This window comes from Sphingomonas sp. Sphisp66 (assembly GCF_047324325.1).
In the GTDB taxonomy this organism is placed as follows: Bacteria; Pseudomonadota; Alphaproteobacteria; order Sphingomonadales; family Sphingomonadaceae; genus Sphingomonas.
Genome location: NZ_CP168508.1, coordinates 1556866 through 1581076, shown reverse-complemented (window position 1 = coordinate 1581076; position 24211 = coordinate 1556866). Strand labels below are relative to the sequence as shown.

Annotated in this window: 26 protein-coding genes and 1 pseudogene; 17 read left to right on the top strand and 10 right to left on the bottom strand. The window is 67.1% G+C overall.

Annotation, left to right across the window (positions count from 1 at the left end):
• The first annotated feature begins 98 nt into the window (after positions 1–98).
• The 7 genes from ACEN8G_RS07725 (at position 99) to ACEN8G_RS07695 (ending at position 6383) form a co-directional block, all read left to right on the top strand.
• Positions 99–1439: an NCS2 family permease gene (locus ACEN8G_RS07725; protein ID WP_413414536.1), complete on the top strand. Its 1341-nt coding sequence runs from the start codon at positions 99–101 to the stop codon at positions 1437–1439.
• Positions 1440–1485: 46 nt separating this feature from the next.
• Positions 1486–2943: a UxaA family hydrolase gene (locus tag ACEN8G_RS07720; RefSeq protein WP_413414537.1), complete on the top strand. Its 1458-nt coding sequence runs from the start codon at positions 1486–1488 to the stop codon at positions 2941–2943.
• Positions 2944–3027: 84 nt separating this feature from the next.
• Positions 3028–3963 carry a hypothetical protein gene (locus ACEN8G_RS07715; protein ID WP_413414538.1) on the top strand — a complete coding sequence of 312 codons (936 nt, stop codon included), beginning with the start codon at positions 3028–3030 and terminating at the stop codon, positions 3961–3963.
• A gap of 114 nt (positions 3964–4077) precedes the next feature.
• Positions 4078–4308, top strand: coding sequence for a hypothetical protein (locus tag ACEN8G_RS07710; RefSeq protein WP_413414539.1), 231 nt, complete (start codon positions 4078–4080; stop codon positions 4306–4308).
• Positions 4309–4312: 4 nt separating this feature from the next.
• Positions 4313–4837: a gamma carbonic anhydrase family protein gene (locus ACEN8G_RS07705; RefSeq protein ID WP_413414540.1), complete on the top strand. Its 525-nt coding sequence runs from the start codon at positions 4313–4315 to the stop codon at positions 4835–4837.
• Positions 4838–4904: 67 nt separating this feature from the next.
• Positions 4905–5324 (top strand): hypothetical protein, encoded by a 420-nt coding sequence (locus tag ACEN8G_RS07700; RefSeq protein WP_413414541.1) that lies wholly within the window; start codon positions 4905–4907, stop codon positions 5322–5324.
• Positions 5325–5438: 114 nt separating this feature from the next.
• Positions 5439–6383, top strand: a complete 945-nt coding sequence (locus ACEN8G_RS07695) for an NAD(P)H-dependent flavin oxidoreductase (protein ID WP_413414542.1) — start codon at positions 5439–5441, stop codon at positions 6381–6383.
• A gap of 165 nt (positions 6384–6548) precedes the next feature.
• On the opposite strand, the gene ACEN8G_RS07690 is transcribed toward ACEN8G_RS07695, so the two are convergent.
• Positions 6549–7007 carry a DUF1465 family protein gene (locus tag ACEN8G_RS07690; protein ID WP_413417545.1) on the bottom strand — a complete coding sequence of 153 codons (459 nt, stop codon included), beginning with the start codon at positions 7005–7007 and terminating at the stop codon, positions 6549–6551.
• An 83-nt stretch (positions 7008–7090) separates the two neighbouring features.
• Complete coding sequence (locus ACEN8G_RS07685) at positions 7091–7288, bottom strand: YdcH family protein (protein WP_413417547.1); 198 nt, start codon at positions 7286–7288, stop codon at positions 7091–7093.
• 170 nt (positions 7289–7458) lie between these two features.
• Between ACEN8G_RS07685 and ACEN8G_RS07680 the strand changes: the two genes are divergently transcribed.
• Complete coding sequence (locus ACEN8G_RS07680; protein WP_307119586.1) at positions 7459–7614, top strand: YdcH family protein; 156 nt, start codon at positions 7459–7461, stop codon at positions 7612–7614.
• 263 nt (positions 7615–7877) lie between these two features.
• On the opposite strand, the gene ACEN8G_RS07675 is transcribed toward ACEN8G_RS07680, so the two are convergent.
• Together ACEN8G_RS07675 and dksA are read right to left on the bottom strand one after the other, a co-directional pair.
• Positions 7878–8252, bottom strand: coding sequence for a PilZ domain-containing protein (locus ACEN8G_RS07675; protein ID WP_307118824.1), 375 nt, complete (start codon positions 8250–8252; stop codon positions 7878–7880).
• Between the two features lie 136 nt (positions 8253–8388).
• Entirely contained in the window at positions 8389–8856 is a 468-nt protein-coding gene (gene dksA / locus ACEN8G_RS07670; RefSeq protein WP_307118823.1) for an RNA polymerase-binding protein DksA, read from the bottom strand.
• Positions 8857–9327: 471 nt separating this feature from the next.
• Here dksA and ACEN8G_RS07665 point away from each other — a divergent pair, with 471 nt between their 5' ends.
• Positions 9328–10254, top strand: coding sequence for a PEP-CTERM sorting domain-containing protein (locus ACEN8G_RS07665; RefSeq protein ID WP_413417550.1), 927 nt, complete (start codon positions 9328–9330; stop codon positions 10252–10254).
• Between the two features lie 156 nt (positions 10255–10410).
• Here the strand turns inward: ACEN8G_RS07665 and ACEN8G_RS07660 are convergent, their stop codons facing one another.
• A complete protein-coding gene (locus ACEN8G_RS07660) occupies positions 10411–10869 on the bottom strand; it encodes a host attachment family protein (RefSeq protein WP_413417552.1) in 459 nt (152 codons plus the stop codon).
• Between the two features lie 91 nt (positions 10870–10960).
• Here ACEN8G_RS07660 and serS point away from each other — a divergent pair, with 91 nt between their 5' ends.
• The 3 genes from serS to ACEN8G_RS07645 all read left to right on the top strand — a co-directional run bounded on the left by serS (position 10961) and on the right by ACEN8G_RS07645 (position 14435).
• Entirely contained in the window at positions 10961–12232 is a 1272-nt protein-coding gene (gene serS / locus ACEN8G_RS07655; RefSeq protein ID WP_413417554.1) for a serine--tRNA ligase, read from the top strand.
• An 86-nt stretch (positions 12233–12318) separates the two neighbouring features.
• A complete protein-coding gene (locus ACEN8G_RS07650) occupies positions 12319–13428 on the top strand; it encodes a peptidoglycan DD-metalloendopeptidase family protein (protein WP_413417556.1) in 1110 nt (369 codons plus the stop codon).
• Entirely contained in the window at positions 13428–14435 is a 1008-nt protein-coding gene (locus ACEN8G_RS07645) for a potassium channel family protein (protein ID WP_413417558.1), read from the top strand. The genes ACEN8G_RS07650 and ACEN8G_RS07645 overlap by 1 nt, the downstream gene beginning before the upstream one ends.
• Positions 14436–14554: 119 nt before the next feature.
• Here ACEN8G_RS07645 and ACEN8G_RS07640 read toward each other — a convergent pair whose 3' ends face one another.
• Complete coding sequence (locus tag ACEN8G_RS07640; RefSeq protein ID WP_413417560.1) at positions 14555–15316, bottom strand: AAC(3) family N-acetyltransferase; 762 nt, start codon at positions 15314–15316, stop codon at positions 14555–14557.
• Between the two features lie 46 nt (positions 15317–15362).
• On the bottom strand, positions 15363–16058 hold the full coding sequence (locus ACEN8G_RS07635; protein ID WP_413417562.1) for a hypothetical protein: 696 nt from the start codon (positions 16056–16058) through the stop codon (positions 15363–15365).
• Between the two features lie 139 nt (positions 16059–16197).
• Between ACEN8G_RS07635 and ACEN8G_RS07630 the strand changes: the two genes are divergently transcribed.
• The gene (locus ACEN8G_RS07630) at positions 16198–16554 is read left to right on the top strand and encodes a DMT family protein (protein ID WP_413740765.1); all 357 of its coding nucleotides are present in this window, start codon (positions 16198–16200) and stop codon (positions 16552–16554) included.
• A gap of 3 nt (positions 16555–16557) precedes the next feature.
• Here ACEN8G_RS07630 and ACEN8G_RS07625 read toward each other — a convergent pair whose 3' ends face one another.
• Positions 16558–16962 (bottom strand): DUF1761 domain-containing protein, encoded by a 405-nt coding sequence (locus tag ACEN8G_RS07625; RefSeq protein WP_413417564.1) that lies wholly within the window; start codon positions 16960–16962, stop codon positions 16558–16560.
• A 51-nt stretch (positions 16963–17013) separates the two neighbouring features.
• The gene (locus ACEN8G_RS07620) at positions 17014–18078 is read right to left on the bottom strand and encodes an alpha/beta fold hydrolase (protein WP_413417566.1); all 1065 of its coding nucleotides are present in this window, start codon (positions 18076–18078) and stop codon (positions 17014–17016) included.
• A gap of 163 nt (positions 18079–18241) precedes the next feature.
• On the opposite strand from ACEN8G_RS07620, the gene rimO reads away from it, so the two are divergent.
• The 3 genes from rimO to ACEN8G_RS07605 all read left to right on the top strand — a co-directional run bounded on the left by rimO (position 18242) and on the right by ACEN8G_RS07605 (position 22151).
• The gene (rimO, locus tag ACEN8G_RS07615; RefSeq protein ID WP_413417568.1) at positions 18242–19573 is read left to right on the top strand and encodes a 30S ribosomal protein S12 methylthiotransferase RimO; all 1332 of its coding nucleotides are present in this window, start codon (positions 18242–18244) and stop codon (positions 19571–19573) included.
• A 260-nt stretch (positions 19574–19833) separates the two neighbouring features.
• Entirely contained in the window at positions 19834–21240 is a 1407-nt protein-coding gene (locus ACEN8G_RS07610) for a serine hydrolase domain-containing protein (RefSeq protein WP_413419325.1), read from the top strand.
• Positions 21240–22151 (top strand): hypothetical protein, encoded by a 912-nt coding sequence (locus ACEN8G_RS07605; RefSeq protein WP_413419327.1) that lies wholly within the window; start codon positions 21240–21242, stop codon positions 22149–22151. The genes ACEN8G_RS07610 and ACEN8G_RS07605 overlap by 1 nt, the downstream gene beginning before the upstream one ends.
• A 134-nt stretch (positions 22152–22285) precedes the next feature.
• On the opposite strand, the pseudogene ACEN8G_RS07600 reads toward ACEN8G_RS07605, so the two are convergent.
• Positions 22286–23142: pseudogene (locus ACEN8G_RS07600) on the bottom strand (aldo/keto reductase family oxidoreductase).
• Between the two features lie 96 nt (positions 23143–23238).
• Between ACEN8G_RS07600 and ACEN8G_RS07595 the strand changes: the two are divergent.
• On the top strand, positions 23239–24141 hold the full coding sequence (locus tag ACEN8G_RS07595) for a LysR family transcriptional regulator (RefSeq protein ID WP_413416268.1): 903 nt from the start codon (positions 23239–23241) through the stop codon (positions 24139–24141).
• Positions 24142–24211: the final 70 nt, after the last annotated feature.

Sequence of the window (24211 nt, the reverse complement as noted above, 5' to 3'; positions counted from 1 at the left end):
CGGACGAGGAAAACAGACGAAATCCTACATTGCAAGGCGCGGCTTCCGCTGCGGCGGGGACGCGCTATGCTCGCCCTTCGCGGCATGGGGGAATGCTTGTGGCCGATACCGGGGAAACGGGCCTGATCGAACGCCATTTCGCGCTCACCGAGCGCGGCACGACGGTGCGCACCGAAGTGCTGGCGGGCAGCACGACCTTCCTGACCATGGCGTACATCATCATCGTCAACCCGGCGATCCTGGGCGCGGCGGGCATGCCGGTGGCCGCGGTCGCCGCCGCGACCTGCCTCGCCGCGGGACTGGCGAGCATCCTGATGGGGCTCACCGCCAATGTGCCGCTCGCGCTGGCGCCGGGGATGGGGCTCAACGCCTATTTCGCCTTCACCGTGGTGCAGGGCATGGGCGTGCCCTGGCCGGTGGCTTTGGGCTGCGTGTTCTTATCCGGCATCGCCTTCCTGCTGCTCACCTTCGCCGGCATCCGCCAGCTGATCATCGCGGCGATCCCGCCCCAGCTGTTTGCGGCGGTGGCGGGCGGGATCGGGCTGTTCATCGGGCTGATCGGCCTGAAGAATGCCGGGATCATCGTCACCAGCCCGGCCACTTCGGTGACGCTGGGCAACCTTCACGCCCCCGGCGCGGCGCTGGCGCTGTTCGGGCTGGTGGTCACCGCGGGCTTGGCGGCGTGGAAGGTCCGCGGGGCGATCCTGATCGGCATCGCCGCGACCACCCTCGCCGGCTGGCTGACCGGCCAGGTGGCGTTCAAGCCCGAGCCCTATGACCTCACCGCGATCGGCCAGGTCGCCTTCCATCTCGACCTGGCAGGCGTGTTCGGCCTGTCGGGCAGCCACGGGCTCGGCCTGTTCGAGATCCTGTTCGTCTTCCTGTTCGTCGACCTGTTCGACAATGTCGGGACGCTGGTGGGCGTCACCCGCCGCGCCGGGCTGATCGACGAACAGGGCCGTATCCCGCGCCTCAACCGCATATTGTTCACCGACGCGGTGGCGAGCATCGCCGGCAGCCTGTTCGGCACCAGCACCGTGACCAGCTATGTCGAGAGCGCCGCCGGGGTGCAGGCGGGCGGGCGCACCGGGCTGACCGCGGTGGTGACCGGCGTGCTGTTCCTGCTCGCGATGTTCGTGGCGCCCTGGGCGCAACTGGTGCCCCTCGCCGCCACCGCCCCGGCGCTGGTGCTGGTCGGCGGGCTGATGATGGCGCCGCTTGCCGATGTGGACTGGGACGATGCCGAGATCGCGATACCGGCCTTCCTCACCGTCGCGATGATCCCCTTCACCTTCTCGATCGCCAACGGGCTGGCCTTCGGGATCACCGCCTATGCGCTCATCCGCTTGATCCGCGGGAAGATTACCGCCGGCGACTGGTTGCTGCTGGTGCTCGCAGGATTGTTCGTGGTGCGCTTCGCCTGGCTGGCGGCGGGGTGAGGGAAACCGGTTTCCATAGGCCCGCGGCAGGCCTATATCGGACACCATGATCCCCGCGCTTTTCCGTATCGATCCCAAGGACAGCACCGCCACGGCGCTGCGTGACATGGCAGCCGGCGAAGAGGCCCTGGGTGTCACCCTGGCCGAGCCGATCGGCAAGGGCCACAAGGTGGCAGTGAAGCCGATCAGGGCTGGCGAGCCGGTGCTCAAGTTCGGCTTCCCGATCGGCGTGGCGACGCGCGACATCCAGCCTGGCGAGCATGTCCATGTCCATAATGTCGCCACCGCGCTCAAGGGCAGTGGCGACTATGCCTTCGCGCCCGCCGCGCATGACGATGCGACGATCGAGGGTCCCAGCTTCCTGGGATACCGCCGTGCCAATGGCCGAGTGGGCACGCGCAACGAGATCTGGGTGATCCCCACCGTCGGCTGCGTCGGGCGCACCGCGCAGAAGATCGCCGAGCGCGCCGCGGTGCTCCACGCAGGCAAGGTCGATGGCGTCCATGCCTTTCCCCACCCGTTCGGCTGCTCGCAGCTGGGCGACGATCTGCAGGGCACGCGCGCGATCCTCTCGGCGCTAGCCAATCACCCCAATGCCGGCGGCGTGCTGATCGTCGGGCTGGGCTGCGAGAACAACCAGATCAAGGGGATGCTCGAAGGCATCGACCATCCCAATCTGCGCACCCTGGGCGCGCAGATGGCGAACGACGAGGTCGAGGAAGGGCTGGCGCTGGTCGCCGAGCTGGTCGAGGGCGCCCGGGCGACACGCACCCCCGCCCCGCTTTCCGAGCTGGTGCTGGGCGTGAAGTGCGGCGGGTCGGACGGCTTTTCGGGCCTCACCGCCAATCCGCTGGTCGGGCGGATGGCCGATGCGGTGACCGCGGCGGGAGGCACCGCAATCCTCACCGAGATCCCCGAGATCTTCGGCGCCGAGCAGCTGCTGATGGAGCGGGCCAGCGACGAAGCGGTGTTCGACGGCATCGTGGCGCTGGTCAACGACTTCAAGGCCTATTTCACCCGCCACGGCGAGCCGGTCTCGGAGAACCCCTCCCCCGGCAACATCGCCGGCGGCATCACCACGCTGGAGGAGAAGTCGCTCGGCGCGGTGCAGAAGGCCGGCCATGCGATCGTCACCGACGTGATCCCCTATGGCGGACGCGTGCGGCGCAAGGGGCTGACCCTGCTCGAGGCGCCGGGCAACGACGCGGTCTCCTCCACCGCGCTGGCGGCGGCGGGTGCTACCGCGATCCTGTTCACCACCGGCCGCGGCACGCCGCTGGGCTTCCCGGTGCCGACGATCAAGATCGCCTCCAACCACGACCTCGCCACCCGCAAGCCCGGCTGGATCGACTTCGATGCCGGGCAAGTGCTGGAGGACGGCATGGAAAGCGCCGCCGACGCGCTTCTCGGCACGATCGCCGCCATCGCATCGGGCCGGGAAACCGCCGCCGAGCGCAATGGCGAGCGCGAGATCGCGATCTGGAAGCGCGGGGTCACGCTCTAAGCATCCGTTTCGGAACGGAAGAGTCATGACTGTGCTGGCCGGCGGTTTCTGTTAACCATATCGCGCGCGACTCAGGGGGAAGGCGTGGCGATTATTCTGGTTTCGATCGGCAATGTAGCGGCTGGCGCGGCGAAGGCCGGTGCCGTGGCCGCGCCGATCAGCGCGGCTTCGATCTACTGGCCGGCCTGGATCCTGGTCGGCGGCGTGTTCGTCGCGCTGCTGATCGTGATCGGCATCCTCAGCTCGCTGAAGGCCGCGCTGCTCGCCAAGCCGAAGAAGCGGGACGAGGAGTTCACCCGCATGCTCGCCCGGCAGGTGTGGAAGCACACCGCGACGGTGACCGACATCTTCGCCCAGCGCCTGCGCCAGCCGCAGCGCGACGTGGTGACCCTGCGCGTGCTGCTCCGCCTGCTGCGCGAGGACATTGCCGGGCCGGTCAACTTCATCGAGCAGATGCGCCCGCATGCGCCGGCGACCTGGCCCGACTACGAGCTGTTCGCCGCGTTCAACAATTGGGGCGGCCAGATCGTCGCGATGGAATCGCAGCTCGCCGACCTGCAGCAGATGCTGAGCTATCCCGCCGTGCGCGAGCCGGCCGATGCGCACCGCGACGCGATGCTCGTCCATTTCTACGCCACCGAGCAGGTGGCGATGGGCCAGACCGTATCGACCCTCGGTAACCATGCCATCGCGGTGTGCGATGCAGCGAAGAAGATACTGAAGAAGGAGTCGGGCGGCTTCAGGTTCGGCCTGGGCGGGCAGGACGAGGACGACCATCACGACCATGGCTGCCCGGCCTGCGGGGCGAGCCAGCACAGCGTCTATGCCGGCGCCAATGCCCGCGACCTGCTGCCCCTTCCCGACCCGCCCGAGAAGCCGAAGAGGAAGGAAGAGGCCAAGGCGGCGGCGACGCAGGTCTGCTATTGCGTGACGCCCCAGCCCTGCCGCTGCATGCCCGTTTCCTGCGGTTGCACGTGCAGCTGCAAGGCAGCAGAGGCGCCTGCACCCGCCCATCACTGAACTCGTTTCGCCGGCGACGGAAGCTTGCGGCACTGCGGTAAACCGGAGGTGCGCGGCATTGAACCGTTAACCCTCGCCCGGTACATCGCCCCCGGGGTAGCTTGGGGTGGGTTGATGACCGAGTTTCTTGTCTTCTCTTATGCGATGCTGGCGATGTTCGTGATCCAGTCGATGGGTCGCAACAAGCGCGAGCAGCGCGCCAATTCGCAGATGGTCACCATGGTCGGCTGGGGGCTGTTCTCGCTCTCCTCGACGCTGGCGCTGCTGCTCGGCGCGGTCGCGCTGGCGCTCGCGCTCGGTGCCAATATCCCCCTTCCCCAGGGCTTCGAAGCGCCGCTATTCTGAGCGCATGCCGCTCTATGAATTTGCGGGGCACCGCCCCCTTCTCGCCGAAGACGCCTGGGTCGCGCCGAGCGCCGACCTGATCGGCGACGTGCACCTGGCCAGCCTCGCCTCGGTCTGGTTCGGCGCGGTGATCCGCGCGGACAACACCCCGATCCTGGTCGGTGCGCGCTCGAACATCCAGGACGGGGCGATGCTCCATTCGGACCCCGGCGCGCCCTGCACCGTCGGCGAGGACGTCACCGTCGGCCATCACGCGATCCTGCACGGCTGCACGATCGGCAACCGCACGCTGATCGGCATGGGCGCGACGATCCTCAACCGCGCGGTGATCGGCGAGGACTGCCTGGTCGGTGCCGGCGCGCTGGTGACCGAGGGCAAGGAATTCCCCGCCGGGCACCTGATCGTCGGCTCTCCCGCCAAGGCGATCCGCCCGCTGGACGACATGCAGAAGGCACTGCTCAAGGCCAGCGCCGCGCTCTATGCCGCCAAGCAGCGCGAATATGCCGCCGGACTGAAGCGGATCGACTGAACGCTCGCGGAGCCGTCACATTGCCGGGCTAGCCCTTGATCCCTTCGAGTCGGGCCGGGAGTTGGCAATGGGGTTGTTCGATTGGTTCAGGCGCCTGTCCAAGGCGCCGGTTGCAGCACCCGCGCCCGCCGAGCCTCCCGCCCCGATCGCCCCGCCCGAGCCGGAGAGCCTGTGGCAGGTGGGCGTCGAGGCCGACAGCCTGTGGATGATCGACCCCCAGGGCAATCGCCGCTCCGCCGCGGTCGACGAGCTGATGGCCGTGGCGATCGAGGCGAGCGACAGCGGGCCGGAGGGGCGCAGCGCCTGGTGGCTGTTCTACGGCCCGGACGAGGACGTCGCCTTCACCCTGCCGCTGGGCGCGCGGGGCGAAGGGGTGATGGTGGAGCGCATCGCCGCGCTGCCCGACTTTCGCCACGACATGTACGCGGCCGCGATCCGCTCGACCGACATCGATACCTATGTGGTCTGGCAGCGGCCGTTCGACTGATTCGGGCCGAGTCGGGCCTTGTGCCCCGGGCACCCGTCCCGACCGCCCCGCCCTGCCGTAGCGTCCCCAGCACCGGGCTGGACGGCCATTCCGGTTTCGCTACAAAACTGATCCATGGCCCTGCCTCCGCTCTTCGATCGCCTGCGCCTGCCCGTCATCGGGTCGCCGCTGTTCATCATCTCGGTGCCCGAACTGGTCATCGCCCAGTGCAAGGCGGGGATCGTCGGCTCCTTCCCGGCGCTGAACGCGCGGCCGGACACGCGGCTCGACGAATGGCTGCACCAGATCACCGAGGAGCTGGCCGCCTGGGACCGCGACCATCCGGACACGCCGGCGGCGCCGTTCGCGGTCAATCAGATCGTCCACCGCTCCAACCCGCGGCTCGAGCATGACGTAGCGGCCTGCGCCAAGTGGAAGGTGCCGATCGTGATCACCTCGCTCGGCGCGCGGCCCGAGCTCAATGACGCGGTGCACAGCTGGGGCGGCATCACGCTGCACGACGTGATCGACGACCGCTTCGCCCACAAGGCGATCGAGAAGGGCGCGGACGGGCTGATCCTGGTCGCGACCGGCGCCGGCGGCCATGCCGGGCGGCTGAGCCCCTTCGCGCTGGTCCAGGAAGTGCGCGAATGGTTCGACGGGCCGGTGATTCTCTCAGGGGCCATCGCCAATGGCCGCTCGGTGCTGGCGGCGCAGGCGATGGGCGCCGACCTCGCCTATATCGGCTCGCCCTTCATCGCCACCGACGAGGCCAATGCCCAGCCCGAATACAAGCAGGGAATCGTCGACGGCAGTGCGGACGACATCGTCTATTCGAACCTCTTCACCGGGGTGCACGGCAATTATCTCAAGGCTTCGATCGTCAATGCCGGGCTCGATCCGGAGAATTTGCCCGAGAGCGATCCGAGCGCGATGAACTTCGGCGGGGCCAAGGCCTGGAAGGACATCTGGGGATCGGGCCAGGGCATCGGCGCGGTCCATGCGATCGAGCCGGCGGCGGTGAAGATCGAGCGGATGAAGGCGGAGTACGCTGCGGCTAAAGCGGGGCTGTGCGGGTAGCCATCGCTGCTGCCTAGCTCGTCATCCCAGCCTTAAGTCGCCATCTCCGCCCCAAACCGTCATCCCGGCGAAAGCCGGGATCTCGTGCGGCTCTTTACCCGCCATCGCCTGAGATCCCGGCTTTCGCCGGGATGACGGACTTGGGCTACGGTATGACGAATTGGCTCAGAACGCCGCGGCGAGCCGGTCCATCATGCTGCGCGCCGGGCTCTCCACCACCACTTCCTCGTCGAGCGACTCGTCGAGCCGGCCGACGCGGCGATAGAGGTCGATGCTGGTGTTGATGATCGACACCGCCTGGGGCGGCATCGCATCGAGCAGCGCTTCCTCGGTCTCCGGCGCATCACCCAGCCGGCGCGAGGGTGACAGCGCGTCGCCGGGGGTGATCTCGCCAGCATCGACCGCGCGCTGGGTGAGCAGCCAGGCGATGATGTGCATCAGCCGCGTCGTCACCTTGAGCGACTCGCAGGAGAAGGCGACCCGGTTCAGCGCCTCCAGCGCCTCGCGCTCGTTGCGGCCCAGCTCGTCGAAATAGCCGCGTGCCTCATCGGCCAGCAGCATCGCCTCGACATAGAGCGAGTCGATCAGCTTGCGATGGATCGTGGCAGTGCCCTGTTTCCCCATGGAACCGACGCTGCCACAGCCTTCATGGTAACGAAATGCTTAATTTCGCAGGAGTTACGTCCCGATCCGGATCAGCGCCGATATTAAGCAATAATGTCGGGAATCAGCTGGTCCTCGAGCAGGACGATCTCGTCGCGCAGCATCAGCTTGCGCTTCTTGAGGCGGGCGACCTGAAGCTGGTCCGAAGTGCCGGTGGCGAGCAGCGCGTCGATCGCCGCGTCGAGATCGCGATGCTCGGTCCGCACCGTCTCGAGCCGCCGAACAATCTCCGTATCGTCCATCGCGAACGCCCCCGTACTCCCCCACTCCCTGCACCAGCCCGGGAGGCTCCGCAACGGGTCATCGCGCGAATTTCGCACACTATCGATTAGGCAAGATTCACCCGCGACAAAGCTGTGGAAAAGTGATCTATTCGCAGGTTCCGGCCACCCCGATGAAGGAGACTGCTTCGATGCAGAACGCGCATTTCTCGGCTCTATCGGCCAAGCACTCCGTGCTCGACCAGCGTATCGCCGCCGAATCGCAAAGGCCCAAGCCGGACCAGCTGGTCCTGGCATCCCTGAAGAAGCAGAAACTGCGAATCAAGGAAGAGATGGCGCGCCCCTAGGCAGCGCCGCGCAGACAGGGGTGTGGCCCATGCCGCACCCCGACGGCGCGAAATCACCGTAGAGATAGCCCCGACGGCGAGTCACTACTCCCCCGTCATCCCCGCGAAGGCGGGGATCCAGGGTAGTTCGGGAAAATCGAAGCAATCGCGCGCTTCCCAACCGGAAACGCCATAGCGAGCTTCACCCACAGCACACCTGGCTCTGGATCCCCGCCTTCGCGGGGAAGACGCCGGCTTGTGGGATGGCGCCTAAACCTGGCGACTCAGCGCCGGGTGAAGATCGGCTTCACGAAGCTTGGCGTATGCGAACCGCCGCCCACCGGCTTGCGGGCCAGCATCGGATCGATCGGCGCGTCGAAGGCGATGCCGACTCGGCCATCGGTGGCCCAGGCGATGCGCCCGCTCACCCAGCCCACGCCGCGCACTTCGATCTGCACCACCGTGCCGCGGTCGATCGGCTGGGCATATTCGGCCATCAACCCGCCCGAGGAGAGGTTGCGCACCCGCACCTGCTCATCCGGCCGCCCCGCCACGCGGAACTGCGCGGCGAGCATGAGGCTGTCGCGCGAACCGTTGCGCTGGCTGGCGAAATCGTCCGCCGACAGCGTGGTGAGAGGGTCAAAGGAAAACTGGTCCATCGTCTCGCTCGAAACGCAAAGTGGTTACGCGCGGAGAATAGCCCAGCAAACCTTGCCGAAAGTGTAAACAAAGGACGAAAATGTGCCTCCCCGACTGTCCCGCGGAGGCACAAAAAAGGAGGCCCTGAGCCCCCTGCTATTCGTCCCGCGACACCTTCTCGTTGCGCTCGTGACGCTCCTGCGCCTCGAGGGTCATCGTCGCAATCGGACGCGCCTCGAGACGGCCGAGGCTGATCGGCTCGCCGGTCACCTCGCAATAGCCGTACTCGCCATCCTCGATCCGGCGCAGCGCCGCGTCGATCTTCGAGATCAGCTTGCGCTGGCGATCCCGCGTCCGCAGCTCGATCGACCAGTCGGTCTCGCTCGAAGCGCGATCGGTGAGATCCGCCTCGCGCAGCGAGTCGGTCTGCAGCTGGTTGAGCGTTCCCGCGGCCTCACGGAAGATGTCGTCCTTCCACGCGTGCAGCTTGTTGCGGAAATATTCCAGCTGACGCGGGTTCATGAAGGGTTCGTCGTTGCTCGGCCGATAGCCGTCGTCGCCGTCATTTGCGGCGGGAGGAACGCGTTTACCCGGTTCGTCGAAGCGATCCAAAACAGTAGCCATCCCCACTCTCCACTCCGGTCCCCGCTCAGGCCCGAGCCGTACGGTGACCGTTTGCCCTGCGCGGCCCTATACTTACGCGCGAAGGCGTTAACAAGCGGGCCGTTGTTTTAATCCACAGGCGTAATAGCCCGTAAATGGAGGGAAATTAGCGGCAGCTGAACCGAGACCCCTGCGGCACGGAAATTAACCAGAAATGTTCAGAGACGGCCGGCCAAGAGGCCGCACTTCCGTACCGAAGTAGAACATTAACCATCGCAGAAGAAATCCGGCCTGCGAAAAACATCCTTAAATATAGTTAACGGCCGTTAAGGGCATTGCACTTAACAGTTTGTTTTGCACTTTTACTGCATTGACGGGCGCGAAGCTGCTGACGGTCCAGTGGGGAGCGAAGCGCCAGCAACGGAAAGAGTGGGGACAATGTCGGTTCGCATGGCCTTGGCTAAACTGTGCGCCTGCACTTGCGGGGGCGCGGTGATTGGCGGCGGTGGCGTATATGTCACCGAACGCATCCAGCAGCCGCGCGTGGTGAGGCACGTCACCGTCGTGAAGAAGCGGGTCGTGAAGCGCACCGTCGCTCGCCCCGTGAAGCGAGTCGTCAAGCGCACGGTCACCACCACGACTCAGGGCCAGCCCCAGGTCGTCGTCGTCACCGCGCAGGGCGCCCCAATCCCGACTCCCCCGCCCTATGGCGAGATGCCGATGGTCTCGTCGAGCAGCAGCGGCTCGTCCTCCTCGGGCGTGATCGGCGGCTCGGGCGGCGGCGGCTTCATGGGCGGCTTCTTCGCCGGCGGCTTCTTCGGCGGCTCGTCCTCGGGCAGCAGCAGCGGCTCGAGCGGCATCAACATCGAGATCTCGTCGTCCAACTCGTCCTCGTCGGGCGGTTCGACCTCCACCTCCACCGGTGGCTCGTCGACCTCGACGGGCGGTTCCTCGACATCGACTTCGACCGGCGGCTCCTCGACCTCCACGTCGAGCGGCCAGGTCAGCTCGACCTCGTCGTCGAGCGGCGACGTGTCGTCGTCGACCTCCTCTTCGTCCAGCGGTGACGTCTCGTCGTCCACCTCGACCAGTTCGTCCACCAGCTCGAGCGGCGATGTCTCGACCTCGTCGTCGAACAGCTCCTCGACCAGCTCGTCCAACTCGTCGTCGACCTCGTCCTCGTCGAACGGATCGAGCAGCCACTGGAGCAACTCCAGCGGCTGGGGTTCGAGCGGCTGGCACGGATCGAGCAGCCATGGCAGCAGCAGCTGCGGCCGCGGGTGCGGCGGCAGCAGCTCGGGCGGCCCGGCACCGGTGCCGGCCCCGCCGATGATCCTGCTGTTCGGCGGCGCCGCGGCGGCGCTGGTCGCACGCAAGCGGTTCGCCAAGAAGAAGTCGGACGACTCGGGCGAGGCCTGACCGTCATCTTGGCACCCAACTAGCCGTCAAACCCGCGAAAGCCGGGATCTCGTGCGGCTCCTTTCCCTCGCCTTCGCCTGAGATCCCGACTTTCGTCGGGATGACGGTTTGTGGCGCGGGTGACGATTTTGCGGCCGCGATTGACGGCTTCGGCGCCTACTCCGCCTTCGCCAGCGCCTGCTCGATCTCCGAGACCGGATGCCCGGTCAGGTCCTTGGCGATCTCGGCGCGCAGGCGGTCGCTCACTTCCTTGTGATAGTGCTTGCGCAGCTCGCCCAGCGTCCGGGGCGGGGCGATGATGATCAGCGACTCGAAGTCCTGGCGCAGCGCCCGCTCCTTGAGCAGCGCGGCGGTTTCGGCGGCGAAGCGGTCTTCCTCGAGCTGGTGGAAATCTACTTCCTCCATGTTGCCGCCGCCCCATTGCGCGCCCGCGGTCCGCGTGCCCATCGCGCCGCCGGCCAGGTCGGTCGCCTGGTCGTGATGCGCGGGATTGTGCTTGTCGACCACCTTCTTCTCGACCTGCAGGTTCGGGACGGTGGCGTCGCCCGCGTTCCTCAGGAACAGCATCTTGCGCCCATCGGCGACCACGACGACCGTATCGTGCGGAACCTGCATATCCATTCTCCTTGTTTTCGTGCCTGATCCCTAAACGCCGCCGAATGCGGCAGGGTTGCGCGCGAAAGGGAGCGCGGTCATACGCCCGAACATGCACGATATCCGCGCCATCCGAGAGAATCCCGAATCCTTCGACGCCGGCCTCGCCCGCCGCGGGCTGGAACCCCAGGCCGAAGCGCTGGTCGCGCTCGACGAGAAGCGCCGCGCGCTGATCACCGAGGCACAGGCGGTGCAGACGCGCCGCAACGAGGCCTCGAAGGCGATCGGGGCGGCCAAGGCGCGCCGCGACGACCCCACCGACCTGATGGCCGAAGTCGCCGCGCTCAAGGAGCGGATGCCGGAGATCGACGCCGAGGAGAAGGCCGTCGGCGCCGAGCTGATGACGCTGCTGGCGGCCCTTCCCAACATTCCATATGCCGACGTCCCCACCGGCGCCGACGAGGAAGACAACCAGCTCGTCGCCACCGTCGGCGAGCCGACCGTCCTCCCCTTCGAAGCGAAAGAGCATGACGCGTTCGGCCCGGCGCTCGGCCTGGATTTCGAGACCGGCGCGCTGCTCTCCGGCACGCGCTTCACGCTGGTGCGCGGCGCCGCCGCCAGGCTGCACCGCGCGCTCGGCCAGTTCATGCTCGATACGCTCGAGGGCCATGGCTACGAGCAGGCGATCCCGCCGCTGCTCGTCCGCTCCGAGACGATGTTCGGCACTGGCCAGCTACCCAAGTTCGCCGAGGACAGCTTCCAGACCACCGATGGCCGCTGGCTGATCCCGACCGCCGAGGTGAGCCTGACCAACATCGTGCGCGAGCAGATCCTCGCCGAGCAGGAACTGCCGCTGCGCTTCGCCGCGCTCACCGCCTGCTTCCGTTCGGAAGCCGGCTCGGCGGGCCGCGACACGCGCGGCTTCATCCGCCAGCACCAGTTCGAGAAGGTCGAGATGGTCTCGATCACCACGCCCGAGCAGAGCGAAGCCGAGCACGAGCGCATGACCCGGTGCGCCGAGGGCATCCTCACCGCGCTCGGCCTGCCCTTCCGCCGCATGAAGCTGTGCAGCGGCGACATGGGCTTCACCGCAGCGCGGACCTATGACCTTGAAGTCTGGCTGCCCGGCCAGGCGCGCTACCGCGAGATCTCGTCCTGCTCGACCTGTGGCGACTTCCAGGCGCGCCGGATGAACGCGCGCTATCGCCCGCAAGGCGAGAAGGGCACGCGCTTCGTCCACACGCTCAACGGCTCGGGCCTGGCGGTGGGCCGCACGCTCGTCGCGGTGCTGGAGAATTACCAGCAGGAAGACGGCTCGGTGGCGATCCCCGAAGTGCTCAAGCCCTATCTCAAGGGTCTGGAGCGGCTCGAACCGGCAAACTGAGACACCTCCGCATTCAGACGTACCTGACGCGCGGGGAAATGCGCGTTATGGTGCGGGCCAAGATGGTTAATTCGGGGGTCGGATCGATGGCGGTAAAGCGGATGGCGCCGGTGGCGCTGCTGTTGCTGGCCGCCTGTATCCCGCAGCGCGGCGGGGCCTATGACGATCCCGGCTATCGTGCGCCGCCACGCGAACGCCAGGACCGCAATCCCGAGCCGCAACAGGAGCGCTGGGAGCGTCCCGCGCTCGGCAACGAGCAGGACGTGCGCCGCCTCCCCGCCCCGCCGCCCGCCTGGCAGGCGCGCAAGGTGCAGGCGGATTCGCGCGTCATCGCCGGCACCAGCTACATCGTGAAGCCGGGCGACTCGCTGCGCTCGATCTCGGCGAAGACCGGCGCGGGATCGGAAGCGATCGCGCGGGCCAACGACATCCCCCCGCCCTTCGTGATCCGCGTCGGCCAGAAGCTGGTCATCCCGGGCGGGCGCTATCACCTGGTCCGCGACGGCGAGACCGGCATCGCGATTGCGGTGGCCTATGGCGTCGATTGGTCGCGGATCATCGCGGTCAACGAGCTGCAGGAGCCCTATATCCTGCGTACCGGCCAGCGGCTGCTGATCCCCGACACCGCCTCGCCCAATGGCCGGCCCGAGACGATCGAGCAGCGCGCGGCGCGCTTCCACCTCGATCTCGACGTGGACGACATCGTCACCGGCGGCCAGCCCGCCATCGCCGAGAAAGCCAAGCCGGCGGCACCGACCGCTTCCTCGGCGCGTGTCCTGTCGCCGACTACGCCGGTGGCGGCGCCGGCGCGGCTTGCCGGCGGCTTCCAGTGGCCGCTCCGGGGCAACGTCATCAAGCGCTTCGGCCCGGGCGCCTCGGGCGAGCGCAATGACGGCATCAAGATCGCGACTCCGCTCGACACGCCGGTGCTGGCGGCAGCGGACGGCGTGGTCGCCTATGTCGGCTCGGACATCCCCGCGCTCGGCGGGCTGGTGATCATTCGCCATGGCGATGGCTGGACGACCGTGTATGGTCATGCCGGCCAGCTGCTGGTGCAGCGTGGCCAGGCAGTGAAGAAGGGCCAGATGATCGCGCTCTCCGGCAATTCGGGCTTTGCGGACCGCCCCGAGCTCCATTTCGAGATTCGCCAGGGCCGTAATCCGGTCGATCCGCTGCCGAGACTGCCTGCGCGCTGATGGCGCTCAAGCCGCCCGCCACGCTCAAACGCAAGTCGAGCATGCCCGTCTGGGCAGCGATCGGCTGGCGGGTGCTGGCGGTACTGGCGCTCCTCGCCCTGGCGGTGGGCGTCCACTGGATCGAGCGCGACGGGCTGAAGGACGCGGCCGACGGCCATGTCAGCTTCCTCGACATCCTCTATTTCACGTCGATCTCGGTGACGACCACCGGCTATGGCGACATCGTGCCGGTCAGCAATTCGGCGCGGATGTTCGACGCGTTCGTCGTCACCCCGATCCGCGTGTTCGTGGTGCTGATCTTCCTCGGCACCGCCTATAATTTCGTGCTCAAGCGCACCTGGGACAAATGGCGTATGGCAATGATCCAGCGGACCCTTGCGGGCCACATCATCGTGGCGGGATATGGCACTACCGGATCGGAGACGGTCGACGAGCTGATCGCGCGCGGCCGGACGCCGGGCAGCATCGTGGTGATCGACCAGAATGAGGGCAATATCGCCCGCGCCAAGGAATGCGGCTGCATCGTGCTCCAGGCCGATGCGACGCGCGACCAGGTGCTCAAGGACGTCCATATCATGAGCGCCGAATCGATGATCGTCTGCGCCGGGCGCGACGACACCTCGATCCTGATCACCCTGACCGCGCGGCACCTGGCGCCGGACGTCCCGATCAGCGTGATCGTGCGCAACGAGGATAACGAGCTGCCGGCGCGCGCGGCGGGAGCGACCACCGTGGTCAATCCGGTGAGCTTCGCCGGGCTGCTGCTCGCCAGCTCGTGCCAGGGGCCGCATCTGGCCGATTACCTGACCGACCTTGCCTCGATCCATGGCGAGGTGGAGCTGTCCGAGCGCCCGGTGCGCCCGGAGGAGATCGGGCATCCGCTGTCAGCAATCGCCACGGGCCTGGGCGTGCGCATCTACCGCGGCGGCATGCCCCATGGCCACAAGACGCCCGAGGCGCAGGCGCTGCTCGCGGGGGATACGATTTTGGAGATCGTGATGGGATAACCTTTCTCCCTCTCCCCCTTTTGGGAAGAGGGTCGGGGAGAGGGGCAGTGTGTCTTGAATTGATAGCGGCGAGGTAACGGCCAAGTCCTGCCCCTCTCCCCGAAGGGGGAGGGAGAAGATTACAGGCTCTCCCGCGCCTCGTCGCACTCCTCGCAACCCTCGTCGGGGCCGTGGAGGAAGACCAGCGGGTCTTGGCGCACCTTCTCCGAAGCGATCCGCACCAGCGCCTCGGCATCCATCAGCCGGGCCTCGGCATGGCCGACCTTCCCCTCGCGCTGCAGCCCCTCGGCGCGCAACCAGCCATCGGCGAGCTCGAACTTCTCGCAGCAGCTGTCATTCTCGCCGTAATGGACCTCCCGGCCCTGGGCATCGACATAGTGGAAATCGCTGCGATAGGGGGCGCCGCCGACCAGCTCGGCCAGGTGCAGCATGGTGTTGGCATGGTGCGTGACGCCGAGCAGCAGAACCTGCCCTCCCAGCGCGCGGATCCGGTCAATCGCGCTCTCGGGCGCCGCAGGCGGCAGCACGAAGGGGCCGCCGGTGATCCACTCCGCTTGTGGGCCGCGCGCCGAGACCGCGTCGAAATGCGGGCTGCGCACCACGCCCGGCATCCGCCAGAACAGGTCGGCGACAATGCCCAGATCGTCGCGATTGGTCGTGGTCACCGGATCGAAGGCGACATCGTCGTCGCCCGTTGCAGAGGGCATGGCCAGCGTGCCCTCCGGCCCCAGCGCCTCGACCAGCGCCGCGATCAGCCCCTCCGGGCCGCCCTCGACCGGACGGACAGCGCGGTAGCTCATATGGACGAGAAGCACCCCGCCCTCGCGCACGCCCAGGGCGCGTAGCTGCTCGACCAGCTTGGTCTTCGAGATCGTCTCCATCCGGCCTTGATGCCATTCCGGCCAGCGTGGCGCCATGCGCAAGAGTTCAGCCCGCAGCCTCGGCGGGAGTGTCGTGCGATGCTGAAGCTTCGGAGCTGCTCCACTCGACGACCTTCGAGATTTGCCTGAAGCCGGCCGGGATTTCGCGGAAGCCGAATTTCCCAAGCAGTTTCAGGCGGGCGAGGTACAGTGCCGCAGCGGGATGCCCGGCATCGGCTGCATGCTCCAGCAGCGGCCTCACCTCGCGACAGACAGAGGCGCGGCTGGATTGCTTCAATCGATATCGGGCAAGCCAGAACCAGGCGGGAATGAAGTCCTGCTCGACGCCGTCCCGCAGCACCGCTTCGCAACCGTCGAAATCTCCATGCCGTGCCAGCAGCTTGGCATAGCCGATCGTCGCCATCCAGGAGCCCCCCTCGATCGCCCGGCAATAATAGTCCTGGGCGAGTGCGAAATCGGCGGCGACGACGCCATCGTGGGCATAATAGGATCCAACCGTTTCCATGGTCCAGGCCATGCCCGCGTCCGCCAGTTCGCGCAGTAAGCCAAAGGAGGCCTCGGGATCGGTGTCGAAGGCTGCCAGCGCCGCCTCTGCCCGTTCGCGATCCTCGACAGGTGCCTCGAGCCAGAGCGTGTAGTCGTTGGAATGGGCGCGCTCCCAATCCTCGGATTGTTGCCAGAAGGACCTGGCCGGATCGGCGCACAGCCGACCGCACAGCCACGCACATAATTTGCAGGCCAAGGCAAAGGCCTCCCTTCTGCCACTCGCGCCAAATTCTTGCACCGGCAGGCTATGCGATCTCCGGAGCCCGGTAAATGAAAACCGGTGGGAGATATCCCGGTCCCCTTGACCCCGACGCCACCCTCGCCAAGGTCGCGCCATGCCAGAGATGCTCTTCGCCCGCCTCCTGCCGATCCTGCTGCTGATCGGTTCGAACGTCTTCATGACCATCGCCTGGTACGGGCATCTCAAGTTCAAGAGCGCGCCGCTGCTGCTCGTCATCCTGGCAAGCTGGAGCATCGCGCTGGTCGAATATTGCCTGGCGGTACCGGCCAATCGCTGGGGCAGCGCGGTCTATTCGGCGGCGCAGCTCAAGGCGATGCAGGAGGTGATCACTCTCACCGTCTTCGTCGGCTTCTCGATCCTCTATCTGGGACAGAAGATCACGATCAACCACCTGATCGGCTTCGCGCTGATCGCGGCGGGCGCCTGGTTCATCTTCACGGCGCCCGCCTGACGGTCAGACGAGCAGCCCGAAGATCGCGCCCATCACCAGGTACATGACGATCCAGTAGCCCGCATCGATCAGGAACAGCGCGCGGGGCAGGCGCGAGAACAGATAGTTCACGCCTACCGAGGTGGCGATGAAGCCAACGCCGATGATCCCGGCGACCACCAGCGAATAGTGGAGCCCCAGCGGCGTGTCATAGGTGTTGTAGAGGTGATCGAGCGCGAAGGCCGCGATCAGATTGAGCACGAAGGTGGCGCCGAAAATCTTGCCCATGTTCGCGCCGGACTTGAGCTCCTCCTCGCTCAGCCCCCGCGCCTTCATCCACGCCTTGCCGAACAGCGGCCCATACCAGATGCCGCCCACCATGAATCCCGCCACCGCCGCGGCGAGGATCGCCAGCCAATGAATCTGCATCTTGCCTCTCCCCTGCATAGTTGCAGAGGTATGAAGCTACGCCCGCTTCCGCTATTCGGCGAGCAGTTTCGCCAGATCGGCCTTCCAGAACTTGGCTGAGGTGTGGGTCCCGTGCCCGCGCGTCTCGGTCGACGCCGGGATCAGCACGAAGCGCGCGCGGGGCATGCGCTTCACCATCTGCTCCGCCAGGCCAAGCTCGGGCGGGTTGATGAAATCGTCCGCCGAGTTCACCCAGAGCAGGGGAACCGTGATCTTCTCCAGCGCGGGCGAGGGATCATAGTTGCGCGAGGAATCGATGTAATAGAGCGCGTCGTTCGCATCGAGCCGGCTTGCCCGCACGAAGGAAGCGTCGAGCGCCTTCTCGGTCGCCTCGCGCGTCGGATATTGCGCCTGGAGCGCCATCGGGTTGGCACCGGCGAGGATCAGCAGGTCGGCGACGGTGCGCAGGCCCTGCACCGGCTGGGTGGTGTAGTTGCCCTCCATCCAGGCCGGATCGGCCCGGATCGCGTCGATCGCCATCTTGCGCCACATCCGGTTGCGCCCGGCGAGCGCCACGGTGTTGCAGGCGAAAGGGGCGAGATGCTCGGCGAACCCCGGAAAGGTCTCGCCCCAGACGAAGGCGTGCATGCAGCCCATCGACGTGCCGAGGATCAGCTTGAGCTTCTTCACGCCCAGCCCATCGACCAGCAGCCTGTGCTGGAGCGCGACCATGTCGTCATAGTCATAGTGCGGAAAGGCCATGCGCAGCCCGTCGCTGGGCTTGGACGAGCCGCCATGGCCGATATTGTCGGGCAGGATCACGAAATTCCTGGTGATATCGAGCGGCTGGCCCGGGCCGTAAAGCTCGTCGGCGAAGACCGGCACGAGGAAGTTCCTGCCCGATCCGCCCGTGCCGTGGAGCACCATCACGGCATTGTCGATCTCCCCCTTCGCATTGCGGTGCGGCGTGCCGAGCGTGGTGTAATGGAGCCGCACCTCGCCCAGCTTCTCGCCCGACTTGAAGGTAAAGTCGCGGACGGTGAAATCGCCTTCCTTCGTCGGCCAGTCAGCGGCGCGGGCTGCCTGGACGGCGAACAGCACGAAAGCCACGAAGACCGCCAGGATAACGAGCGACATGATTCGCCGATGCCGCCTGCCCTTGCCCTCGGAAACAGGCATGCCCAGCAGCGCACCCACCCCTTCGATCACCGCCCGCATGCTGCTCTTCCCCCGTAGTTTCCCGATGAACATGTCGTAGTGCTGGTATTTTTCCACAGATTTCCTATGTGCGCCGCCAATCATGGCAACCAAAATTCCTGAGGCGCCCCGCGTGGGCATGGTGTCGCTCGGCTGTCCCAAGAACCTGGTCGACAGCGAACGGATCCTCACCAAGCTGCGCAGCGACGGCTATGCGATGTCCCCCGACTATGCCGGAGCCGACGTCGTGCTGGTCAACACCTGCGGCTTTCTCGACTCCGCCAAGGAGGAATCGCTCGAGGCGATCGGCGAGGCGATCGCCGAGAATGGCCGCGTCATCGTCACCGGCTGCATGGGCAAGGAAGCCGAGGTCATCCGCGCCCGCTTCCCCAACGTGCTCGCCGTCACCGGCGCGCATCAGTACGAAGAAGTCGTCGGCGCGGTGCACGAGGCGGCGCCGATGCCGCCCTCGCCCTTCGTCAACCTGGTGCCGGATGCGGGGCTGAAGCTCACGCCGCGCCACTACAGCTATCTGAAGATCTCCGAGGGCTGCAACCACCGCTGCGCCTTCTGCATCATCCCGGCGCTGCGCGGCGACCTGGTCAGCCGCCGTCCCGACGCGATCCTGCGCGAGGCGGAGAAGCTGGTCGAGGCGGGCACCAAGGAACTGCTGGTCATCAGCCAGGACACCTCGGCATACGGGGTCGATATCCGCAAGGAGCCGCGCCCCTGGAAGGGCGGCGAGGTCATCCCGCACATGACCGACCTTGCCCGCGAGCTCGGCAAGATCGCGCCCTGGGTGCGCCTGCATTATGTCTACCCCTATCCGCATGTCGACCAGGTCATCCCGCTGATGGCCGAGGGGCTGATCCTCCCCTATCTCGACATCCCGTTCCAGCATGCGAGCCCGTCGGTGCTGCGTTCGATGAAGCGCCCGGCCAATGAGGCCAAGGTGCTCGAGCGGCTGAAGAAGTGGCGCGAGATCGCCCCGGATCTGACGATCCGCTCGACCTTCGTGGTCGGCTTCCCCGGCGAGACCGAGGCGGACTTCCAGTATCTGCTCGACTGGCTGGACGAGGCCCAGCTCGACCGGGTCGGCGCGTTCCGTTTCGAGCCCGTCGAGGGTGCCGCCGCCAATGACCTCCCCGGCGCGGTGCCCGAAGAGGTCAAGGAAGAGCGCTACGCCCGGATCATGGAGAAGACCGCGGCGATCAGCGCCGCCAAGCTCCAGGCCAAGATCGGCCGCACGCTCGAAGTGATCATCGACGAGGTCGGCGAGGAAGGCGGCGCGACGGGTCGCAGCCAGGCCGATGCGCCGGAGATCGACGGAGAGGTGTTCCTGCGCGACGCGGGGCATCTCAGCCAGGGCGACATCGTCCGGGTCGAGATCGAGGACGCGGACGAGCACGATCTCTACGGGGTGCCACTGGCCTGATCGCCAGCGGGGCCGCTCGCCCTGCCCCTCCGCTTATTTCGGGAGTCCCTTTCCGCGAGAGCGAGGAAGGCCTTCTGCTATCCGCTCCTTTCCGTCATCCCGGCGAAAGCCGGGATCTCGTGCGGCTCTTGTCCGGCGTCCCGCGCCATCGCCTGAGATCCCGGCTTTCGCCGGGATGACGATTGTGAGGTGGGAGCGCGGAGGGGATGACGATCCGGAAACCCTGTCCTAAGCTCGCGCCATTCCATTCCGGAGGCCCGATGTTCCGTCCCGCTTTTGCCGCCGCCCTTCTGATCGCCACGCCCGCCGCCGCGCAGCAGCTGACTGCCGACGAGACCGCCCAGGTCGACTCCCTGGTCACCGACGCGCTCAAGTCCTCCGGCGCGCCTTCCGCCTCGGTCGCGATCGTGCGCGACGGCAAGATCGTCTTCGCCAGGGCCTATGGCGACCAGGGTCCGGGGATGAAGGCGTCCAGCCCTACGGCGAAATACCAGATCGCGTCGATCTCCAAGCAGTTCACCGCCGCGGCGATCCTGCTGCTCGAGGACGAGGGCAGACTGAGCCTCGACGACCTGGTATCGAAATGGGTGCCGGACATCACCGATGCCGACAAGATCACCATCCGCCAGCTGCTCAGCCACACCGCCGGCATCCAGGATTACTGGCCGCAGGACTATGACTTCGCAGCGATGTCGACGCCGGTCACGCCGCAGCAGATTCTCGATCGCTGGGCCAAGAAGCCGCTCGACTTCCAGCCGGGCACGGCTTGGCAATATTCGAACACCGGCTATGTCGTCGCCGGGATGATCATCGAGAAGGCGTCGGGCATGAAGCTGCTCGACTATCTCCAGAAGAAGATCTTCAAGCCGCTCGGCATCGACGCGATCGACCAGGACATCGCGGTGGGCAAGGGATTCCCACAAGGCAATCACCGCTTCGCGCTGGGACCGGTGCGTCCCGCCAAGCCGGCGGCGGATGGCTGGCTATGGGCGGCGGGCGAGCTCGCCATGTCGGCCAGCGACCTGGCGAAGTGGGACATCGCCCGGATCGACCGCAAGATCCTGAGCGCCGAGGACTGGGCGACGCAGGAGACGCCGGTGCTGCTCAAGGACGGCACCAACACCCGTTACGGCCTGGGCGTGTCGCTGGGCGGGCGCGACGGCATCCGCACGGTCGAGCATGGCGGCGAGGCGGTCGGCTTCCTCTCCGACAATTTCGTCATTCCCCAGAAGCGCTTCGCCGTGGTCGCGCTGGTCAATGCCGATTTCGGCGGGGCGCAGGATGCGATCACCGGCGGGATCACCGATCTGCTGGTACCGGCAGCGCCGCCGCCGCAGCGGCCGCTGACCATCGACGAGGCGCGCGACCAGCTGGCGAAGATCGTGTTCGACCAGCTGCGGGGCGGCACGCTCGACCGCTCGAAGCTGACCGAGGATGCCGCCTATTATTTCACGCCCCAGGCGACCGAGGACTATCATGCCAGCCTGGCCCCGCTCGGCGATCCGGTGAGCTTCACCGCGCTCGGCAAGCCGCGGCTGCGCGGCGGGTTCGTCAACCGCAACTATCAGATCGGCTATGCCGATGGCCGCAAGCTGATCGCGATCACCTATGCCGAGCCCGGCACGGACGGGAAGTTCGAGCAGTTCCTGGTGCAGCCGAGGGATTGATGCGGCTGGCGACCCTTGCCATCGCCGCGCTGTTCAGCGCGTCGCCGCCTGATCCGGTGACGGTGCGGCCGGTCGATCCGCTGAGCGTGCAGGACGACGACTTCGCCCGGCACCGCGATCCGGCCGAGTGGCAGGGGCTCCGCGTCTCCGAACTGACCTTCCGCGAGGAACGGGCGCGCTGGCGGCTGTGGCGGATCGCCAATGCCAGGCACACCAAAGGGCCGCTGTTCTTCGTTCCGCACGACAATGAGAATGCCGGGTTCGAGGCGGGCCTCGCCGCGGTCCGCAAATATGGCGGGGTGCTGATCGCCGTCGATTCGGGCATCTCGCCGGGCGACGACGGGAAGCGGCTCAACAATGCGGTCGACTATGGCAGGCCGGTCGACCCCAACCGCAACTTCGACACCGCCCTGCCCGGCTATGCCCATCATATCCTCGCCGACCTGGCCCATGGCGCCTGGCCGATCATCGCCCTGCACACCAATGCGAAGGGCTTCGAGACGGCCGGCTCGCGCTGCAACAGGAGCGATCCGGAGGGCAGCGGGATCATTTCGATCCGCTATTGCGACGACACGCTGGACCCGAGCCCGTCGGTGTCGAAGGCATATCCCTTCGACGATGACGACACCGTCGCCTTTGCCACCCGTCTCGCCCGCAACCAGCCGGGCGATGCGTTCTGCCGCGACGCGATGGTGCAGGCAGACTTCAACGTGGTGCAGGAACGCGTGGTGGCGAGCGACGGATCTCTCTCCAACTATGCGGTGCTGCACGGGCTCGCCTATCTCAACTTCGAGACGCTCGACCGGGGGCTGGACCCGGCCGAGCTTGCGCTGGCACGCGATAGGCTCAGCTTCATGGTCGATCGCGCGATCGCGATGTGCGCGCCGAAGGTGAAGGTGGTGGGGCGCTAAACTCCCCCTCCCTGAAAGGGAGGGGGTTGGGGGGGGGATCGCGTCCTGACGTACCACCACCGCGTCGCAATGAGGTGCCGTATCGCGGTCATCCACCCACCCCCAGCCCCTCCCTTGCAGGGAGGGGAGCCTTACTAGGCAATTCCGTCCAGCACCTTCACCGCCTCGGCCGGCAGCACCAGCTCCCGCACCGCCAGGTTCTCGCGCAGATGGCCGAGCGAGGAGGTGCCGGGGATCAGCAGCAGGTTGGGCGAACGCTGGAGCAGCCAGGCGAGCGCGACCTGCATCGGCGTGGCAGCGAGACCCTTGGCCACGTCGTCGAGCGTGCCCGACTGGATCGGCGAGAAGCCGCCGAGCGGGAAGAAGGGCACATAGGCGATCCCCGCCTCGGCCAGGGTGCGGAGCAGCGCCTCGTCCTCGCGGTGGGCGAGGTTGTACTGGTTCTGCACGCAGACCACCGGCGCGATGCCACGCGCTTCCTCGACCTGCCTGGCCGTCGCGTTGCTCAGGCCGAGATGGCGGATCAGCCCCTGCTCGCGCAGCCGCGCCAGACGCTCGAACTGCGGTGCGATCGGGCCTTCGCTCGGGGCATGGATGTCGCCCATGATGCGCAGATTGACGACGTCGATCGCTTCGATGCCGAGGTTGGTGAGGTTGTCGTGCACCGCCGATTCGATCTCGTCGGGGCTCCAGGCGGGCAACCAGGCGGCATCGTCGCCGCGCCGCGCGCCGACCTTGTGACGATGACGAGATCGTCCGGATAGGGGTGCAGCGCCTCACGGATCAGCCGGTTGGTGAAGTGCGGGCCGTAGAAATCGCTGGTGTCGATGTGGTTGACGCCCGAGGCCACCGCCTCGCGCAGCACGGCGAGCGCCTGGTCGGGGTCGCGCGGCGGGCCGAACACGCCCGGGCCGGCAAGCTGCATCGCGCCATAGCCGACGCGGTTCACGGTGCGTTCGCCCAGCTGGTAGGTCATCGGGAAGTCGGTCATCGTCATTCTCCAGTCTCGAAGCACCGCCTATCTAGGGCTTGCGGCATCGCGCGATAATCGGGCACAATCTGCACGGGCTGTGCGGAATTTCGAACAATGGACCTCGACCTTGGCGAGCTGAACGCCTTCCTGTCGGTAGCCCGGGCCGGCGGGTTTCGCGATGCGGCGCGCGCGACCGGAGCCAGCGCCTCGGGCCTCAGCGAAGCGGTGCGGCGGCTGGAGGCGCGGCTGGGCGTGCGGCTGCTCAACCGCACCACCCGCAGCGTCGCGCCAACCGAGGCGGGCGCGCGGCTGATCGAGCGGCTCGCCCCGGCGCTGGGCGAGGTCGCGGCGGCGCTCGACGTGGTCAACATCTTCCGCGACCGGCCGGCGGGCACGCTCAAGCTCAACGTGCCCATCGGCGCGGCGCGGATCGTGCTGCCGGCGATCCTGCCGGGCTTCCTTGCCGCCTATCCCGAGATCCAGGTCGAGATCGTCGCGCAGGACAATTTCGTCGACCTGCTCGCGGCGGGCTGCGACGCCGGCATCCGCTATGACGAGCGGCTGGAGCAGGACATGATCGCGGTGCCGATCGGCCCGCGCGTCCAGCGCTTCGCCGCGGCCGCCTCCCCTGCCTATCTGGCCGGGCATGGCGTGCCGGGGCATCCGCGCGACCTGCTCGAGCATCGCTGCCTGCGCGGCCGGTTTGAGAGCGGGCGGCTGATCCCCTGGGAGTTCGAGAAGGACGGCGAGATATTGGTGGTCGAGCCACCGCCCGCGCTGATCGTCACCGTCGGGAGCGCGATCGACATGCTGCTCGACGTCGCGGCGGCGGGCAGTGGCATCGTCACGCTGTTCGAGGACTGGCTCAAGCCGAGCTTCGCCAGCGGCGCGCTGGTGCCGGTGCTGGAGGACTGGTGGGAGAGCTTTCCGGGGCCGTTCCTATACTATCCGGGACGAAGGCTGGTGCCGGCGCCGCTGCGGGCGTTCATCGACTATGTGAAGGCGAATCCTGCCTGAACTCCCCTCCCTGAAAGGGAGGGGCCGGGGGTGGGTTGCGAGCGGAGCGAGCCCAGCCATCCGGTAGCCG